The sequence below is a fragment of the Saccharopolyspora hattusasensis genome (assembly GCF_050972075.1).
Taxonomy (GTDB): Bacteria; Actinomycetota; Actinomycetes; order Mycobacteriales; family Pseudonocardiaceae; genus Saccharopolyspora; species Saccharopolyspora hattusasensis.
Map to the genome: position 1 here is coordinate 1,774,581 of NZ_JBPCDC010000001.1, position 16,071 is coordinate 1,790,651.

At 70.7% G+C, this 16,071-nt stretch carries 16 protein-coding genes; 3 read left to right on the plus strand and 13 right to left on the minus strand.

Annotated features, from left to right (window positions below; genetic code table 11):
- Positions 1-24: 24 nt before the first annotated feature.
- Positions 25-1,644 carry an amidohydrolase gene (locus ACRXBZ_RS07395; RefSeq protein WP_433878405.1) on the minus strand — a complete coding sequence of 540 codons (1,620 nt, stop codon included), beginning with the start codon at positions 1,642-1,644 and terminating at the stop codon, positions 25-27.
- A gap of 168 nt (positions 1,645-1,812) precedes the next feature.
- Positions 1,813-2,367, minus strand: a complete 555-nt coding sequence (locus ACRXBZ_RS07400; protein ID WP_433878406.1) for an FxsA family protein — start codon at positions 2,365-2,367, stop codon at positions 1,813-1,815.
- Between the two features lie 121 nt (positions 2,368-2,488).
- Here ACRXBZ_RS07400 and ACRXBZ_RS07405 point away from each other — a divergent pair, with 121 nt between their 5' ends.
- The gene (locus ACRXBZ_RS07405) at positions 2,489-3,568 is read left to right on the plus strand and encodes a GDSL-type esterase/lipase family protein (protein ID WP_433878407.1); all 1,080 of its coding nucleotides are present in this window, start codon (positions 2,489-2,491) and stop codon (positions 3,566-3,568) included.
- Between the two features lie 70 nt (positions 3,569-3,638).
- Here the strand turns inward: ACRXBZ_RS07405 and ACRXBZ_RS07410 are convergent, their stop codons facing one another.
- Both ACRXBZ_RS07410 and ACRXBZ_RS07415 read right to left on the minus strand, forming a co-directional pair.
- Positions 3,639-4,109 carry an Lrp/AsnC family transcriptional regulator gene (locus ACRXBZ_RS07410; RefSeq protein ID WP_433878408.1) on the minus strand — a complete coding sequence of 157 codons (471 nt, stop codon included), beginning with the start codon at positions 4,107-4,109 and terminating at the stop codon, positions 3,639-3,641.
- The gene (locus ACRXBZ_RS07415; protein ID WP_433878409.1) at positions 4,106-5,248 is read right to left on the minus strand and encodes a M24 family metallopeptidase; all 1,143 of its coding nucleotides are present in this window, start codon (positions 5,246-5,248) and stop codon (positions 4,106-4,108) included. The genes ACRXBZ_RS07410 and ACRXBZ_RS07415 overlap by 4 nt, the downstream gene beginning before the upstream one ends.
- Here ACRXBZ_RS07415 and ACRXBZ_RS07420 point away from each other — a divergent pair.
- The gene (locus tag ACRXBZ_RS07420) at positions 5,247-5,420 is read left to right on the plus strand and encodes a hypothetical protein (protein WP_433878410.1); all 174 of its coding nucleotides are present in this window, start codon (positions 5,247-5,249) and stop codon (positions 5,418-5,420) included. The genes ACRXBZ_RS07415 and ACRXBZ_RS07420 overlap by 2 nt on opposite strands.
- A gap of 174 nt (positions 5,421-5,594) precedes the next feature.
- Positions 5,595-6,512 carry a 5'-3' exonuclease gene (locus tag ACRXBZ_RS07425; RefSeq protein WP_433883820.1) on the plus strand — a complete coding sequence of 306 codons (918 nt, stop codon included), beginning with the start codon at positions 5,595-5,597 and terminating at the stop codon, positions 6,510-6,512.
- A gap of 217 nt (positions 6,513-6,729) precedes the next feature.
- Here the strand turns inward: ACRXBZ_RS07425 and ACRXBZ_RS07430 are convergent, their stop codons facing one another.
- The 9 genes from ACRXBZ_RS07430 to ACRXBZ_RS07470 all read right to left on the minus strand — a co-directional run bounded on the left by ACRXBZ_RS07430 (position 6,730) and on the right by ACRXBZ_RS07470 (position 15,667).
- Positions 6,730-7,320: a DUF4333 domain-containing protein gene (locus tag ACRXBZ_RS07430; protein ID WP_433878411.1), complete on the minus strand. Its 591-nt coding sequence runs from the start codon at positions 7,318-7,320 to the stop codon at positions 6,730-6,732.
- 97 nt (positions 7,321-7,417) lie between these two features.
- Positions 7,418-10,195, minus strand: a complete 2,778-nt coding sequence (locus ACRXBZ_RS07435) for a DEAD/DEAH box helicase (RefSeq protein ID WP_433878412.1) — start codon at positions 10,193-10,195, stop codon at positions 7,418-7,420.
- 78 nt (positions 10,196-10,273) lie between these two features.
- Positions 10,274-10,414 carry a hypothetical protein gene (locus ACRXBZ_RS07440; RefSeq protein WP_433878413.1) on the minus strand — a complete coding sequence of 47 codons (141 nt, stop codon included), beginning with the start codon at positions 10,412-10,414 and terminating at the stop codon, positions 10,274-10,276.
- Between the two features lie 181 nt (positions 10,415-10,595).
- Positions 10,596-11,906: an IS701 family transposase gene (locus ACRXBZ_RS07445; protein ID WP_433878414.1), complete on the minus strand. Its 1,311-nt coding sequence runs from the start codon at positions 11,904-11,906 to the stop codon at positions 10,596-10,598.
- Between the two features lie 250 nt (positions 11,907-12,156).
- Positions 12,157-13,113 carry a twin-arginine translocase subunit TatC gene (tatC, locus tag ACRXBZ_RS07450; RefSeq protein ID WP_433878415.1) on the minus strand — a complete coding sequence of 319 codons (957 nt, stop codon included), beginning with the start codon at positions 13,111-13,113 and terminating at the stop codon, positions 12,157-12,159.
- A gap of 20 nt (positions 13,114-13,133) precedes the next feature.
- Complete coding sequence (gene tatA, locus ACRXBZ_RS07455; RefSeq protein ID WP_168584431.1) at positions 13,134-13,406, minus strand: Sec-independent protein translocase subunit TatA; 273 nt, start codon at positions 13,404-13,406, stop codon at positions 13,134-13,136.
- Between the two features lie 78 nt (positions 13,407-13,484).
- Positions 13,485-13,685 carry a bacteriophage holin gene (locus ACRXBZ_RS07460; RefSeq protein ID WP_168584432.1) on the minus strand — a complete coding sequence of 67 codons (201 nt, stop codon included), beginning with the start codon at positions 13,683-13,685 and terminating at the stop codon, positions 13,485-13,487.
- A gap of 18 nt (positions 13,686-13,703) precedes the next feature.
- Positions 13,704-14,675, minus strand: a complete 972-nt coding sequence (locus ACRXBZ_RS07465) for a helix-turn-helix transcriptional regulator (protein ID WP_433878416.1) — start codon at positions 14,673-14,675, stop codon at positions 13,704-13,706.
- Entirely contained in the window at positions 14,672-15,667 is a 996-nt protein-coding gene (locus tag ACRXBZ_RS07470) for a helix-turn-helix transcriptional regulator (RefSeq protein ID WP_433878417.1), read from the minus strand. The genes ACRXBZ_RS07465 and ACRXBZ_RS07470 overlap by 4 nt, the downstream gene beginning before the upstream one ends.
- Positions 15,668-16,071: the final 404 nt, after the last annotated feature.

Below are 16,071 nucleotides of genomic sequence, written 5' to 3' on the forward strand. Positions count from 1 at the left end.
CATGGGGCCCGTTCCAATCAAGCGCTAGACGAGTTCGTCGTCCTCGGCGACTCGGGTATAGATGGTTTCCCCGCGCAGGACCGTGCACAGGCAGCGCGGCAGCGGGGCGTCCGGGGAGAGGTCCGGCAGGCCCGGCACGCCCGCCCGCGGGTCGGTGGACCACCGCTGCACCCGCGAATCAGGTGCCGCCACAACGAGATTCCCGGCTTCCCACACCGCGTAGGTAGCGGGCGCACCGGGAACCAACGTGCCGGTCACGCCGTCGTCGACCCCGGCGGCTCGCCAACCGCCCCGGGTGTGCGCCGTGAACGCGGCACGCGGTGAGATGCCGAAACCGGCGGTGCGGTGGTGCACCGCGGCCTGCACCGCGCGCCACGGGTCGACCGGCGTGACCGGTGCGTCCGAACCGAACGCCAGCAGCACGCCGTCGGCGGCGAGCTTCGAGAACGGGTTGAGCCGGGTGCCGCGCCCGACGCCGAGGCGCCGCGCGTACATGTCGTGGGAACCGCCCCAGGCGGCGTCGAAGGACGGCTGGACCGACGCCACCACGCCGAACCTGCCCAGTTCGGCGGCCTGGTGTTCGTCGACCATCTCCAGGTGCTCCAGCCGGTGGCGCAGGCTCGCCAGCGCCGGAGCACCCACGATCTCGGCCGCCTTGCGGAAGCCGTCGCAGACCTCGGCCACCCCGGCATCGCCGATCACGTGGAATCCCGCCTGGATCCCGGCGCGCGTGCACTCCACCAGGTGCTCGGCCACCGCGTGCGCGTCGAGGTAGAGCACGCCCGCCGTGGTCCGGTCGTCCGAGTAGGGCTCGCGCAGCGCCGCGGTGCGCGAACCGACCGCCCCGTCGACGAAGAGATCACCGGCCAGGCCGCGGACACCGAGCTCGCGGGCCCGGTCCACCGCGCCCAGTTCGCCCCAGTAGCCGACGACCTCCGGCACGCCGCCCTGTGCCGCGAGCGCCAGCAAGTCCGCCAGGTCGTCCGCCCCGGAGATGTCCGGCCCGCCGCATTCGTGCACGCACGCCACGCCCCGCGAGGCCGCGTGCCGCAGGAAGGCCAGCTGCGCTTCCTGGCGCTGCGCGGCACCGAGGGCTTCTCGTGCGGCGCGGCGGACGTGGTGGTGCGCGACGCGCGTCAGCGGGCCTTGCTCGCTCCAGCCTTCAGCCCCGCGGGCCAGCGGCGCCCGGTCCACCAGCGCCCTGGACACCAGCGCGGAATGCACATCGATCCGGGACAGGTACACCGGCGCGCCGCCCGCGGCGCCGTCGATCTCGTCGCGGGTCGGGGGTCGCCGCTCCGGCCACCACGTCTCGTCCCACCCGTGGCCCCACACCAGCGTGCCCGGGTACTCCGCCACGTGATCCCGCAGTGCGTGCAGGAATTCCGTCAGCGACGCGCAACCGGTCAGGTCGAGGCCGTTGAGCAGCAGGCCGGTCGAGGTCGCGTGCACGTGCGCGTCGACGAAGGCAGGCGCCACGAACGCGCCTTCGAGGTCGATGACCTCGGCGTCGGGATGCAGCGCACGGCCGGCCTCGTCGGTGCCGACCCACGCGATGGTGCCATCGGTGACGGCCATCGCGGTGGCACCGGCGTCGGCGGGCGAGTGGATCCGCCCACCGAGCAACAACGTGGTCTCGGACATGTCCTTCGTGCTTCCCCGTTCCGGGTTTTCCATCTGCGCAGGTCGAGATCGGTCGAAGGCGTCGACGCACGATCCCGCGATCGAACCGGCCCCCAGCGCGAACCCGGCCGCGATCGTTCTGGCGAGCTTACCCGCCCCCCGGCACCAGCTGACGCCGACGGCGACCGATCACCGGCGCGGGCGCCCGTCCGGTCGTTCTGCCTGCGCAGACCGCTGCGGGGGCAGCAGTTCCGGGCCGGCCGCGGCGGGCTCGTCGTCCTCGGTGACCGAAACCACCTCGCCGTCGATGACGTCGCCGCCGGGCGCGGTCGCGCCCGGCCGGCGGTAGGCCTGCTGGGTGTGCAGCCACATCTGGTCCTGCATCGCCTTCGACCGCCGCTCCGCCGCGCGCAGCATCCGCTTGCGCAGCATGGCGCGGACCGGTGGCAGCAGGCACAGCAGGCCGGCCACGTCGCTGAGGAACCCCGGAAGGATGATCAGAATGCCTGCGGCGGCGATGAGCACGCCGTCGGAGAGGTCCCTCTCCGGAGGCCGTCGCTGGCGCGTGGCTTCGCGGAACTCCTGCAGGGTCCGGCGGCCCTGCCAGCGCAGCAGCCAGCTACCCAGCACGGCGGCGGCGACCAGCAGGCCGATAGTGGGCAGTACCCCGATCGCCTGGCCGATGGCGACCAGCACGGCGAGCTCGACCACACCGGCGACGAGGAGAAGGGCGAGGATCTGCACGGCGCGGAGACCTCCTGTCGGTGGCAGTCACCCGGTTCAACGAACCAGACGCCGCAAATGCTCCCAAAACCCGCAGAGGTGATGAAGGCCGCCGCGCGGCGGCCCCATAGACTTCCACGCGATGCTGGCGCACAAGTCGAAACCACTGATCCTGCTGCTGGTCGGCACCGTGCTCGCGCTCGCGGTGTTGATCAGCGACCAGTACCTGCCGGGATTGCCGCTGCAGCCCAAGCAGCTCCCGGCCGCGGTGGTGACCCTCGGCGACAGCACGATGTCCGGCGAAGGCGGCGGCAACTACGAGGCCGGCACCAACGGCGAGCAGGACAACTGGTGCCACCGCTCGGCCGCCGCGCCGGTCAACCAGCTGCGGCTGCCGCCCGCCGTGACCCGCATCAACCTGGCCTGCTCGGGCGCGCGGACCGATCTGGTGGGCGCGAACCCGGGACCCGGCCACGCCGAGGGTTCCCAGTCGCAGCGGCTGGCCGAGCTGGCGCGGCGCTACCGGATCACCGACGTCGTGGTGCAGGTCGGCGCGAACGACGACCCGGGCTTCACCGAAGTCATCAACCGGTGCGTGGAAGCCTGGGTACGGCAGGCCCCGGACGGTTGCGCGGCGCCGCTGCGCACCGCGTGGCCGCAGCGCGTGGAGCGGATGAAGCCGAAGGTGCTGGGCGCGCTGCACGACATCCGGGCGGCGATGGACAGCGCGGGTTACACGCCGAGCAGCTACTCGCTGATCGTGCAGTCCTACGCCTCGCCGGTCGGCCCCGGGGTCAAGCCCGAGCTGCAGGACCTGTCCGGCTGCCCGTTCCTGACCGGCGACCTGGAGTGGATCCGGGACACGGGGGTGCCGCAGTTGTCGGCCGGGCTGCGGGATGTCGCGCGGCAGGCGGACGCCCGGTTCCTGGACCTGTCCCTGGCGGGCTCCGGGCACGAGGCGTGCACCGGGAACCCGCGCACGGCAGAGGGCGAGTGGTTCACCCGGCTGACGGTCGACTGGCCGAGCCTCCAGGACGAGCGGCGCGCGCCGCATGCGATGCAGGAATCGTTCCACGCCAACGCCGCCGGGCACACGCAGCTGGGCCACTGCCTCGGCGAGTTCATGGCCACCGATGCCCCGACGGCGACGTGCCTGCCAGACGAGCGCGGCAACCTGAGGCCGGTCCCGGAACACTTCGCGGCCGCCCAAGCCCACCCCTGATCCTGCGACCAGGGCTCGTGAGCGTTTTCAGGCGCTACAGCACCGAAAATCACTCACGCCCCCGCTCCATTTAGATCGCCGGGGGGCGGTTCTCGAACGGTGTCGACAGCACCACCGTCGTTCGGGTGGAGACCTTCGCCGCCTCGCGGATCTGCCGGAGCAGTTCCTCCAGTCCCAGCGGCGAGGTCACCCGCACCTGCAGGATGTAGGACTCGTCGCCGGCCACCGAATAGCACGACTCGATCTGCGGAAGGTGCTCCAGCCGTTGCGGGTAGTCGTCCGGCGCGGCCGGGTCGATCGGGGTCAGCGAGATGAACGCGGTCAACGGCAACCCGATCTGGTCACCGTCCACTTTGGCCGTGTAGCCCTGCAGGGCACCGCGCTGCTCCAGGCGGCGAACCCGCTGGTGCACGGCGGAAACGCTCAAACCGACGCGTTCGGCCAGATCGGTGAAGCTGCACCGGCCGTCCCGCGCGAGTTCGCGCAGGATGGTCCGGTCGGTGCCTTCCAGGGCGCCTGGCGTCGCGGACCTGTCGCTCACGCCGGCAGCACCATCAACTCGTGCGGCTGGTTGTTCACGCTCTCCACGCCGTCCTCGGTGACGATGACGATGTCCTCGATCCGCGCGCCCCAGCGCCCCGGCTGATAGATGCCCGGCTCGACGCTGAACGCCATGCCCGCCTCCAGCGGCAGGGCATTGCCGCCGACGATGTAGGGCTCCTCGTGCACGTCCAGCCCGATGCCGTGCCCGGTGCGGTGCACGAAGAACTCGCCGAACCCGGCGGCGGCGATCGGCTCGCGGGCGGCGGCGTCGATCGACTCGGCGGTCGCGCCCGGCCGCACCGCCTCGACCGCGGCGCGCTGCGCGGCCTCCAGCACTGCGTAGGTCTCGCGGACGTCCGCCTGCGCGGGCTCGCCGATCGCGTAGGTGCGGGTGCAGTCGGAGTTGTAGCCCTCGGCGTTCGGGCCGCCGATGTCGATGACGACCACGTCGCCGCGCTCGATCACCCGGTTCGACACGGCGTGGTGCGGGCTGGCGCCGTTCGGTCCCGAGCCGACGACGACGAACGCCGCCTCGGTGTGGCCCTCTTCGAGGATCGCGGCGGAGATGTCGGCGCCGACCTCGGCCTCGGTCCGGCCCGGCTTGAGGAACTCGGCCATCCGGGCGTGCACCCGGTCGATGGCGGCCCCGGCCTTGCGCAGCGCCTCGATCTCGGCGGCGTCCTTGCGCATCCGCAGTTCGCGCAGCACGGTCCCGGTCAGCACCTGTTCGGCGTCGGGCAGGGCGTCGCGCAGCGGGAGCACGTGCAACGCGGGCATCACGTCGGCGACGGCCAACCGGGCGGGCGCCCCGCCGCGGCCGGCCAGGTCGGCCACCATGGTGTGCGGGTCCTGGCCGTCGACCCAGGTCACGACGTCGATGCCGAGCTCGGCCAGCGGGATGTCGGCGAAGCCGAGCTCCTCCAGCTTCGGCAGCACCAGCGCGGGTCGGTCGTCGGCCGGCAACACCAGGCAGGTCAGTCGTTCGTGCGACTCCCCGCCCGCGCCGAGGAGGTAGCGCAGATCGGAACCGGGCGTGATCAGCAGCGCGTCGAGTTCCGCCGCGGCAGCAGTTTCGGCGGCTTTGGTGAGCCGGGCCGCGAACACTGATGGATCCTGCTTAATCGAGACGGTGGCCATGGCTCCCAAGCCTAACCCCGGGGCGGCGACCCGCCGCCCCGGCTGGTCCAATGCCCCGGCCGCGAGCATGCCGCGAGCGGCGACCGCCGACTGGCAGCAGGCCGTCCAAAACGCCCTCACCGGGCCGGATCCGGCCGAGGCTCGGCACCGCGCCGTAGGCCAACTCCAGTGATCTTCCGGCGTGTCGCACCCCGACACGCCGAAGGATGTGGACAACCTCGGGTACCTGTGGACAACTTCCGCAATTTCAATGGAAATTGGACCACCAATTTCCATTGAAATTGCGGACCCATCGCGAGCAGGGGGCGAGGACGTGACAAGCTGGCGAGCTGTGACTGGTCCCCTGATGCTCGTCGATTCGGCCGGGTTGTGGTTCCGCTCGTACTACGCACTGCCCGATTCGCTGACCGCCCCGGACGGCACGCCGGTGAACTCGGTGCGCGGTTTCTGCGACATGCTCGCCAAGCTGATCACCGACCGGCGGCCGTCGCGGCTGGTGGCGTGCCTGGACAACGACTGGCGGCCGCAGTTCCGCGTCGACGCGCTGCCGTCCTACAAGGCACACCGCGTCGCCGAGGACGACCCCGCGGCCGAAGAGGTCCCGGACACGCTGTCGCCGCAGATCCCGGTGATCCTCGAAGTCCTCGACGCGGCGGGCATCGCCACCGCCGAAGCCGAGGGCTACGAGGCCGACGACGTCATCGGCGCGCTGGCCGACCGCGAGGACCGGGACCCGGTCGAGGTCGTCACCGGCGACCGGGACCTGTTTCAGCTGGTGCGCACGCAGCCCACCGCGGTCCGGGTGATCTACGTCGGCGCAGGCCTGGCGAAGGCGCTGGACTACGGCCCCGCCGAACTCGCGGAGAAGTACGCCCTGTCGGCCGGCCGAGCCGGTGACGACTACGCGGAAATGGCGATGCTGCGCGGAGATCCGTCGGACGGGCTGCCCGGGGTGGCCGGCATCGGCGAGAAGACGGCGGCGAAGCTGATCATCCAGTTCGGCTCGCTCGAAGCGCTCCTCGCGGCGGCCGGGAGCGGCGATTCCCGCCTGACCCCGAGGATCCGGGGCAAGCTCGCGGAAGCCGCCGACTACCTGGCCGCGGCCCCGTCGGTGGTCCGGGTGGCCCGCGACGCCCCGGTGGTCCAGGACCGCCCTGATGCGCTCCCGCAGTCCCCTGTGGACACCGACCGCCTGCGCGAGCTCCAGCGCATCTGGGGCCTGGGTGCCAGCATCGACCGCCTGATCGCGGCCCTGACCCCCTGAGCCGTTAGAAAGCCCACCCTTTGTCCACTGTGGATTCTGCTCGGAGGTGACACTCGAATTCGGGCCCCTGCCCACTCCTCGTCGCTCGACGGCTGCCACAACAGGGCATGGCGGAACAGGTCGTTCGCCCGGGGGAACTCGGATTCGGACACCGCGCGCACTTCGGCCGGCTCACGCCACGATCTTGCCTGCCGCCCCGGCACGCGTCGACCGAATTTCACTTGGGGTGGCCGACCTCGTAGACGCCCTTCTCGTTCTTGACCGTCACCGTGACGGTCTTGGTCGCCGAGTCGATGCCGACCTTGCAGTCGAAGCGCTGACCGACCGCCACCGGCTGCCCGCTCGGGCAGCTGACGTTCCCGACGCCCTGCAGCCCGTAGGAGCCCTTCAGGGTCTGCGTGACGCCCTTCTCCACGCTGGCCGCGTCGAACACCGGCCGCACGAACCAGCCCGGCGTGACGAACCCGAGCACCAGCACCACGCCGACCGCGAGGACCGCGCCGATCCCGCCGAGCACCCACGGCAGCGCCGAGCGCTTCTTCTTCGGCCGTTCGAACTGGTCGAACCTCCCGTAGCCGCCCGGTGCCGGATACTGCCCGCCCTGCGGGTACTGCGGCCGGCCATAGCCGTAGGGCTGCTGCTGGGGATGGGGTGGCTGCGGCGGCTGCTGCGGCGGCTGCTGCGGAGGTCGCTGCGGCGCGAAACCACCCGGCTGCGGATAGCCCGGCGCCGCCGGCTGCATCCCAGGCCCCTGGGGTTGCTGCCCCCACTGGGGATAGCCCCCCGGCGGGCCGTAGGGGGACGACATCTGCACCTCCGACGAAGTTCACCTGGCCATCGCGACATTCCCGACGCCAGGAGATCCAACCACAACAGCCCGGCCGACCGAATCGGCCGGGCGGCGGTCACAAGGCGCCGGCGGCGACCACGCCGCGGCGGATCGCGGTGACCGCCTTCACCGCCGACGAACCCACCGGGTCCGCCGCCCCGACGACCTCGCGGATCTGATCGAGCAGGTCGATGACCTGGCGGCACCAGCGCACGAAGTCACCGGCTGACAGCTCGTGCCCGCTGGAAGCGGCCGCGGTGAGGACCTTCTCCAGCGACTCGCCGCGCGCCCAGCGGAACACCGGCCAGGCGAAACCGGCGTCCGGCTCGCGGGTGCGGTCCAGCTTGTGCCGCCGCTCGTCGTCCTCCAGCTCCGCCCACAGCCGCCAGGTGGCGGCCAGCGCGTCGCTGACCGCACCGGCCGGCACCTGCGGCGCCAGGCCCTCCCGCCGCGACTCGTAGACCAGCGACGACACCACGGCCGCCAACTCGGCGGGCCCCAGCCCGCGCCACGCCTCGACCCGCAGGCACTCGGCCGCCAGCAGGTCCGACTCGCTGTAAAGCCGCGACAGCCGCCGCCCGTGCTGGGTGACCTCGCCCTCCGACGAGCCCGCCACCGGCAGGTAGTCCCGTTCGGTCAGCAGCGCGACGATCCGGTCGAAGGAGCGGGCCAGCGAGTGCGTGGTCGCGGCGACCTTGCGCCGCAGGTTCTCGTTCTCGCCCCGCAGCCGCTCGTACCGCTCGGCCCACCGGGCGTGGCTCTCCCGCTCGTCGCAGCCGTGGCACGGGTGCGCCTTCAACGCGCGCCGCAACGTCGCCAGCTCCGCGTCGTCGGTCGCGTCGGAGCGCCGCCGGCCACGTCCGCCCGGGGCCTCGAGGCCGGTGTTGCGCAGCGTCGAGGCGAGGTCCCGGCGGGACTTCGGCGAGCGGGTGTCGACGTGCTTCGGCAGCTTGATCTTGCCCAGCGGCTCCACCGGCGAGGTGAAGTCGGCGACCGAGAGCCGCCCCGACCAGCGGTCTTCGGTGACCACCAGCGGCCGCGGCTCGCCCATCGGCTCCAGCCCCGGGTCGATGACCACCGCCAGCCCCGAACGCCGCCCGCCGGGCACCGCGATCACGTCGCCCTTGCGCAGCTTCTCCAGCGACTTCGCCGCCTCCGCGCGCCGCGACTGGCGGTTCTGCCGGGCCAGGTGCTTCTCCCGCTCGGAGATGCGGCGACGCAGCTCGAAGTACTCGTCGAAATCGCCCAGGTGGCAGTGCATCGCCTCGGAGTAGCCCGTCAGCGCCTCGTTGTTGCGATCCACGCGCCGGGACAGGCCCACCACCGAGCGGTCGGCCTGGAACTGCGCGAACGACTGCTCCAGCAGTTCCCGCGCGGCGTCCTGGCCGACGCGCTGCACGAGGTTGACCGCCATGTTGTAGCCGGGCCGGAACGACGAGCGCAGCGGGTACGTGCGGGTCGAGGCCAGCCCGGCGACCTGCTTGGGGTCGACGCCCGGCTGCCAGACGACCACCGCGTGGCCCTCGACGTCGATGCCGCGCCGCCCGGCCCGGCCGGTGAGCTGTGTGTACTCGCCGGGGCTGAGGTCCACGTGTGACTCGCCGTTGTACTTCACCAGCCGCTCCAGCACCACCGTGCGGGCGGGCATGTTGATGCCCAGCGCCAGCGTCTCGGTGGCGAACACGGCCTTGACCAGGCCGCGGACGAACAGCTCCTCGACGGTCTCCTTGAACGCCGGCAGCAGGCCCGCGTGGTGCGCGGCCAGGCCGCGCTCCAGCGCCTCCCGCCACTCCCAGAAGCCCAGCACCGCCAGGTCGGACTCCGGCAGGTTGGCGGTGTGCTCGTCGATCACCTCACGGATTTCGTCGATCTCCGCGTCGGTGGTCAGCCGCAGCCCCGCCCGCATGCACTGGGAAACGGCCTGGTCGCAGCCGTTGCGGCTGAAGATGAACACGATCGCCGGCAGCAGCCCGGCCGCGTCCAGCCCGGTCAGCGTCTCTACCCGCGACGGCGGGTAGAACCGCGGCGGGCGCGGACCCTTGCCCCTGGTGTTCGGCCCGCCGCGCCGACCGGCGAAGGGCAGGTGCACGCGGACCAGCTGCTGGGTGTGCCGCACCAGGTTCGGGTTGATCTGCAGTTCGCGATCCGCGGTCTCGCCGCCGAACAGGTCGAACATCCGGGGCCCGACCAGCATGTGCTGCCACAGCGGCACCGGCCGGTGCTCGTCGACCACGACCGTGGTGTCGCCGCGCACCTCCTGCAGCCACTCGCCGAACTCCTCGGCGTTGCTGACCGTCGCCGACAGGCTCGCCACCTGCACGTACTCCGGCAGGTGCAGGATCACTTCCTCCCACACCGCGCCGCGGAAGCGGTCCGCGAGGTAGTGCACCTCGTCCATCACGACGTAGCCGAGCTGGTCCAGGCTGCGGGAGCCCGCGTAGAGCATGTTGCGCAGCACCTCGGTGGTCATCACGACCACCTGCGCCTCGCCGTTGATCGAGGTGTCGCCGGTCAGCAGCCCGACCGCGTCGCTACCGTGCCGCTCACACAGGTCGGCGTACTTCTGGTTGGACAGCGCCTTGATCGGCGTGGTGTAGAAGCACTTCCGGCCCTCCTTGAGAGCGAGGTGCACGGCGAACTCGCCGACCACGGTCTTCCCGGCCCCGGTGGGCGCGCACACCAGCACGCCGTGCCCGGCCTCCAGGGCCTGGCAGGCGGTGCGCTGGAACGGGTCGAGCTCGAAGGACAGCTCGCCCGCGAACTCGGCCAACTTGGGGTGCGCGCTGCGACGGGCGTGCGCCGAGAAGGCGTCGGCCGGGGACGGCTTGGTGGGGTACGAACGGCTGGCAGCCACCCCCCAAGGCTTTCACATCGCACCGACCACCGTCGCAGCCCTAGCGCCAGCAGCCATGCGCATCCCATCACAGCCGGGTCAGAAACCCACCACCGTGAGTGCGCCGGGAACGCAGCGCATGCTCAGCGGCAGGCGGGCCTGCGGTTCCCCGTCGGCGTACGCCAGCCAGCCGTTCTCACCGCCCAGCCGCACCCGCTGCGCCCGCAGCGGGTGCGGCACGTCGCAAAACGCCGCGAAGGTGGCCGACGATTTCGCCGGCCACCTTCGCGGAAAGTCCACCACCGGCGGCAGGGTTGATCAACAGGACGCAGTGCACGAGGGAGAATCTTCGCCCACCGGGCCCTAGTTGGCCAGTGCCACCGCAATTTCCATTGAAATCGAAGGTTCTGAGGTTTCGCGGTTATGCGGCGGTGGGGGTGCTGGTCGGGGGACCGGTCGGGTTTTGATCAGGTGTGTTGTGACCTGCGCTGATCGTTGTTATTCGGGCTCGGCGGAAGGCGATGAGCATGTCGTCGATGCTGATGTGGGTCTTGCGGCGGTACCAGGGTCGGCCGGCGTGGGCGATGGCCAGGTCGGTCACGGCGTTGCCGTGCTGGGCGTACCAGAGGATAAGGATGGTCAGGCCCAGCATGGTGAAGGGCACGCTGCGCTGCACGGCGGCGGGTACCCGGTTGGCGGTCTCACCGGTGCCGAGGAGGGTTTTACAGTCCTTGATCGTTTGCTCGATCGACCAGCGGTCGGCGTAGCGGGCGATGAGGGCTTCGCCGGTGGCGGTGGTGTCGGTGGAGACCACAGCGATGTCGTAGGGCTTGGTGGAGTCGGGGGTTTTGACCAGCACCACGACCACCGGGGTGGTGTACAGCGATCCCCACCACAGACACGGGATCACCGCGATCAGCACGGTGTCGGTACTGCCGTAGCGGCGCACCCGGGTGCGCCGCCAGGTGGCGGTAGCGGCCAGGTCCGCGGGGGTACCCAGCCGGTCGCCTTTGAGCCGGGGGCGCCCGCGCCGGCCGGTGCGCGGCGGGCGCGGGCCGTACAGCACGGCGTTGGAGGCCAGGCGGGTGGTGAAGGTGACCTTGGCCGGGAACGGGGTGCGCCAGGCCGGGCCACGGTAGGCGGCATCGACGACGACGTCGATCTGGCGTCCGGGAAACGCTGCCGCCACAAGCCCTACCAGTTCCCGCGCGAGATCGGGTTTGGAGATCCCGGACTTGTTCTTGGGGATGTACAAGCGAAACAGCACCGGCAGGCACACCTGGCGTGCCATGAACGGCAGTGTCACGATCAGCCCGGCGACCACGAAACAGTTACCGCGGCCGATACCGTCACGGCCTTTGGCCGAGCCGTCGTGCTGCCAGAACACCCCGTGGGTCTTGGAACCGTAGCGGTGGAACAGTGTGTCGTCGATGCCGACCCGCAACGGCCGGCCGTCATCGACGAGACGGGCCACCACCAGCCGGGCCAGCGCCAGCCCCAGGGCGTCCGGACTCCAGCGGGCATCGGAGAAAAACCGGTGCGCCCGCGCGTGATGCGACACCCCCGCCAGCCCCGCCGCGCCCCACATCCCGGTCACCGTCCGCGGGCCCGTGGCCGCCAAAAGCCCCGTCACCAGCTGCGTGAACGTGATGAACGTCGGCGCGGTGAACACCAACCGCACCCCCTCCAGCACAGACAGTAAGGACGCGAGTACGGTTCCAGCAGGAAGCATCGGCGAATCTCCCCATCAGCGGGCGGTTAGTAGCACGCCGATGCTTCCGCTATCTCCGGCCCCGCCACCCCACCCGACACCAAGATCAACCGATCGTGTCACCACCAAAACTGCGAAACCTCAGAAGGTTCGATTTCAATGGAAATTGCGGGTCTCAGGTCACGGGTCTCAGGTCACGGGTCTCAGGTCACGGGTCTCAGGTCACGGGTCTCAGGTCACGGGTCTCAGTCACGGGTCTCAGTCACGGGTCTCAGGTCACGTCGTCGTGCTGTTTCGGGCTCGGCGACGGCGTGCTGTCCAGCCCGGAGGCCCGGAAGTCGATCTTCGAAGCCTCGTCCGGGCTCAGGCCCTCCAGGCCCTGGCCTTCGAGCTTCCTGGCCCGGCGCTTGTCGTTGACCCGGCAGATCAGCATCGCGATGGCGAACAGCACGCTCAGCGCGGCCGCCAGCGCCAGCATCGAGAACGGGTCCTGCCCGGGCGTCGCGATCGCGGCGAACACGAACAGCGCGAAGACCAGCCCCCGCCACCAGCTCTTCAGCTTGGCGTAGCTGACGATCCCGGCCAGGTTGAGCATCACCAGGATCAGCGGCAGCTCGAAGCTGACGCCGAAGATCACCAGCAGCAGCAGCATGAAACTGATGTACTTGCCACCGGTGAGCGCGGTGAAGAACGCGTTCCCGCCGAACCCGGACATGAACCCCAGCGCCGTCGGCAGGATGTAGTACGCCAACACCGCCCCGGCGACGAACAGCACGGTCGCGCAGCTCACGAACAGCCGGGCGAACTTGCGCTCCTTGGCGTACAGCCCGGGCGTGATGAACGCCCACAACTGATACAGCCACACCGGGCTGAACAGCACCGCGCCGATCGACACCCCGACCTTCAGCGTCAGCATGAAGATCTCGAACGGCTCGGTCTGCAGCAGCTGGCACGTCCCGTTCGGGCTCAGCCGCTGGGTGACCGGCAGCTGGCAGTACGGTTCGAGCAGCACATCGCTGAGCGTGGGCAGCCCGAAGACCGAGTTGGAGAACCACCAGATCCCGAAGATCGCGCCGACGACCACCGCCACGATGGCCACGCCCAACCGGTACCGCAGCTCGTAGAGGTGATCGACGAGCGTCATGGTGCCATCGGGGTTGTGCCTGCGCCCCCACCGACGGCGGTCCTTGCGGAACGGGTTCAGGCGCCCCAGTGCACTGGCACCCACCTTGTCGTTCCCGTCCTCAGTCAGTTCTTGGAGTCGTTGCGCTGCTTCTCGTCGAGCGCGGACGTGACCGGGGGCGCGCCGGACTCACCGGAAGTCAGCTCCGGCTTCGGCTCCCGCTCGGCCTTCTCCTTCTTGGCCGCTTCCTCGTCGGCCTTCATGCCGCGCGCCTCGGCCTTGAAGACGCGGGCCGACTGGCCGAGCGAACGGGCCATCTGCGGAAGCTTGGTGGCACCGAAGAGCAGCACCAAGACCAAGACAATGAGAATCAGTTCCCAGCCACCTGGCAAACCCATCCGAGTCCAACCTTTCGTGATGTCCCTGCAGGCGCAATGGTACGCAAGGCAGGGGGCGACAAATAGGGCCGTTGCACGTCACCGATCGCGACGTTGGGCGAACGCCACCTTCAGACCGGCCACGCGTGCCTTCACCAGACCGCTGCGATCACCGAAGTCGTGGAAGACCTGCCGCTGCACGGCTTTGAACCTACGCAGCTCCCGGAACAACCGGATCAGCAACAGCGCGAGCAGGATCAGGCCGGCGGCCAGCAGGACAAGGCTCCACGTGTACGGCACGGCGTCACCGTAGCGGGCTCAGGTGGACGGGAGGTGACGCGCCCGCGCCAACGCGTCTTTCGCGCGTTGACGCACGTCACATGCCAGTTCGTCGGGGCTGAGCACCCGCACCTGGCCGCCCAGGCCCAGCAGCAGCCGGGCCATCCACGACCGGTCCGAGTACCGCATCCGCACCCGGGCCCGCCCCCGCGGCAGCTCGACCAGCTCGTCCACCGGGTAGTACTCGGCCACCCAGCGCGCGTCTGGCTCCAGCTCCAGTTCGGCGACGAACTGGTCCGGGGCCGGCCGGAACAGCCCCGCCGACAGATCGGTCGGTTCGGCCTCCGACGGCGGCTGCGCGACCTCGTTCAGCACCTGGACGTCGTCGATGCGGTCCAGCCGGAACATCCGCACCCCGGCCGCGCTGCGGCACCATGCCTCCAGGTAACTGCGCCCGTCGATGAGCAGCAGCCGCATCGGATCCACGATCCGCTCGCTGATGTCGTCACGGGAGGCGGTGTAGTAGCGCATCCGCAGCGCGTGGCGGCGGGTCGTAGCGTCCTGCACCGCCGAGCGCACTCCCGGCCGCACCGCGCCTTCCCGGCCCTCCAGGCCGACCACCACGCCCGCCGGGCGGGCCTGCCCGACGGCGTCCTCCACCTTCGCCAGGGTGCGCTGCACGGCGTCGGTGTCGGTGATGCCCGGGGTGTCGGCCAGCGCCCGCAGCGCCACCAGCAGTGCCGTTGCCTCGGAGGCGGTGAGCCGCAGCGGGCGCCGCATGCCCGCGTCGTAGGTGACGATGATCGAGTCGCTCTCGAAGGACAGGTCGATCAGGTCGCCGGGCCCGTAACCCGGCAGCCCGCACATCCACAGCAGCTCCAGGTCCTTGCGCAGCTGCTGCTCGGTGACGCCGAAGTCGCCCGCGGCGTCGGCGATCGGGATGCCCGGGCGGCTCAGCAGGTACGGCACCAGCGCCAGCAGCCTCGGCAACCGCGCGGTCGCGCTCGTCATCGGCCCTCCTGGTCGAACCCGCGTTCCTGGTCGACGACGTCCAGGTGGATCTCGTGCACCGTCTTGCGCAGCGTGTCCGGCTCCAGCACCGCGACATCCGGCCCGTACCCGGCGAGCCAGCTCGCCGCCGACTCGGGGAATAGCAGGTCCAGCTCCAGCACGTCACCCGGATCGCCGCCGAGCTCCATCTGCTCGACGACGGTCGCCCGGCGCCGCAACCCCTGCGCACGACCGGCCGCGACCCACATCCGCGCCAGCGTGCTGGGCGGGGGCTCGCGCTGCTCGCCGGCCACCAGCCGGAGCAGGTCGGTGTCCGGCGGCCGCTGCACCTGACCGGCCGGGCCCACCGCCTTGGCCTGCCCCAGGATCCGGGACAGCCGGAAGCAGCGCGGCGCCTGCCGGTCGCGGTCGTGCCCGACCAGGTACCAGCGGCCCCGCCAGGACACCACGCCCCACGGTTCGACCGTGCGGCGGTGCACGTCCGGGCTGCTCGGGCGCCGGTAGTCGAACTCCACCACGCGCCCGGCCTGCACCGCCGCCAGCAGCGACGCGAAGGCGGGTTCGCTGGTGCGCACCTTCGGCTCGACCGCCGCCGAGGAGCGCTCGTCGACGTCGACCCCGGCGGCGCGCAGCTTCAGCAGGGCGCCGCGGGCCGCCGAGGTGAACTCCGGGGAGTCCCACAGCCGCACCGCGAGGGCGACGGCGGCCGCTTCGTCTGGCTCCAGGTCGATGTCGCCGAGTTCGTAGTCGCGGCGGGCGATGCGGTACCCGTCGGCGGAGTCGAAGGCGGAGTTCCGCCCGGTCTCCAGCGGGATCCCCAGGTCGCGCAGCTCGGCCTTGTCGCGTTCGAAGGTCCGGAAGAAGGCCTCGCCGGTGGGCGCGCCGGCATAGCCCGGCACGATCGCCCTAATCCGCTCCGCGGTGAGGTACTGGCGGGTCGACAGGAGACACAGCACCAGGTTCACCAAGCGTTCAGCGCGCACAGTGGCCACTTCGAAACTCTAGCTCCGCTGTATTCGATCATGTGTTTGGGTCGGTGCACATCATGCCTAGTGGTGCGGGATGGAGTCACGGTGGCGCGCCGACCCGCGGCGATTTTCCGCCACCCCCGGAACCTCCTCGGTTTCGGCCGGCACTGAAGGTGTCCGCGAAAGGTGTCCGCGAAGATGAAGAATGTTCATAGCTTTAGAGCCTGTCGGCGAATGCCGTCCGCGCCTTTGGAAGCGGCGTAGCCGCTTGCATTCACCTTGCCAAGACGACCATCGGCGGGTTCTGAGAGGTTTTCTGGCGAGGACGGCCCCTCCGCCGCGTGTTGGACATACATCAGGAGGGGCACCCGCAGTCCAGGGATGTCTCTCAGGTTCCGCTAAGCGACCACCCACCCAGACCATTCACT

What these genes read in the sequence shown, in the direction of transcription:
- ACRXBZ_RS07395 (WP_433878405.1), bottom strand. Translation starts at nt 1,644, where the DNA reads ATGTCCGAGACCACGTTGTTGCTCGGTGGGCGGATCCACTCGCCCGCC.
- ACRXBZ_RS07405 (WP_433878407.1), top strand. Translation starts at nt 2,489, where the DNA reads ATGCTGGCGCACAAGTCGAAACCACTGATCCTGCTGCTGGTCGGCACC.
- ACRXBZ_RS07420 (WP_433878410.1), top strand. Translation starts at nt 5,247, where the DNA reads ATGGCTCCCAAGCCTAACCCCGGGGCGGCGACCCGCCGCCCCGGCTGG.
- ACRXBZ_RS07415 (WP_433878409.1), bottom strand. Translation starts at nt 5,248, where the DNA reads ATGGCCACCGTCTCGATTAAGCAGGATCCATCAGTGTTCGCGGCCCGG.
- ACRXBZ_RS07425 (WP_433883820.1), top strand. Translation starts at nt 5,595, where the DNA reads ATGCTCGTCGATTCGGCCGGGTTGTGGTTCCGCTCGTACTACGCACTG.
- ACRXBZ_RS07430 (WP_433878411.1), bottom strand. Translation starts at nt 7,320, where the DNA reads ATGTCGTCCCCCTACGGCCCGCCGGGGGGCTATCCCCAGTGGGGGCAG.
- ACRXBZ_RS07445 (WP_433878414.1), bottom strand. Translation starts at nt 11,906, where the DNA reads ATGCTTCCTGCTGGAACCGTACTCGCGTCCTTACTGTCTGTGCTGGAG.
- tatA (WP_168584431.1), bottom strand. Translation starts at nt 13,406, where the DNA reads ATGGGTTTGCCAGGTGGCTGGGAACTGATTCTCATTGTCTTGGTCTTG.
- ACRXBZ_RS07465 (WP_433878416.1), bottom strand. Translation starts at nt 14,675, where the DNA reads ATGACGAGCGCGACCGCGCGGTTGCCGAGGCTGCTGGCGCTGGTGCCG.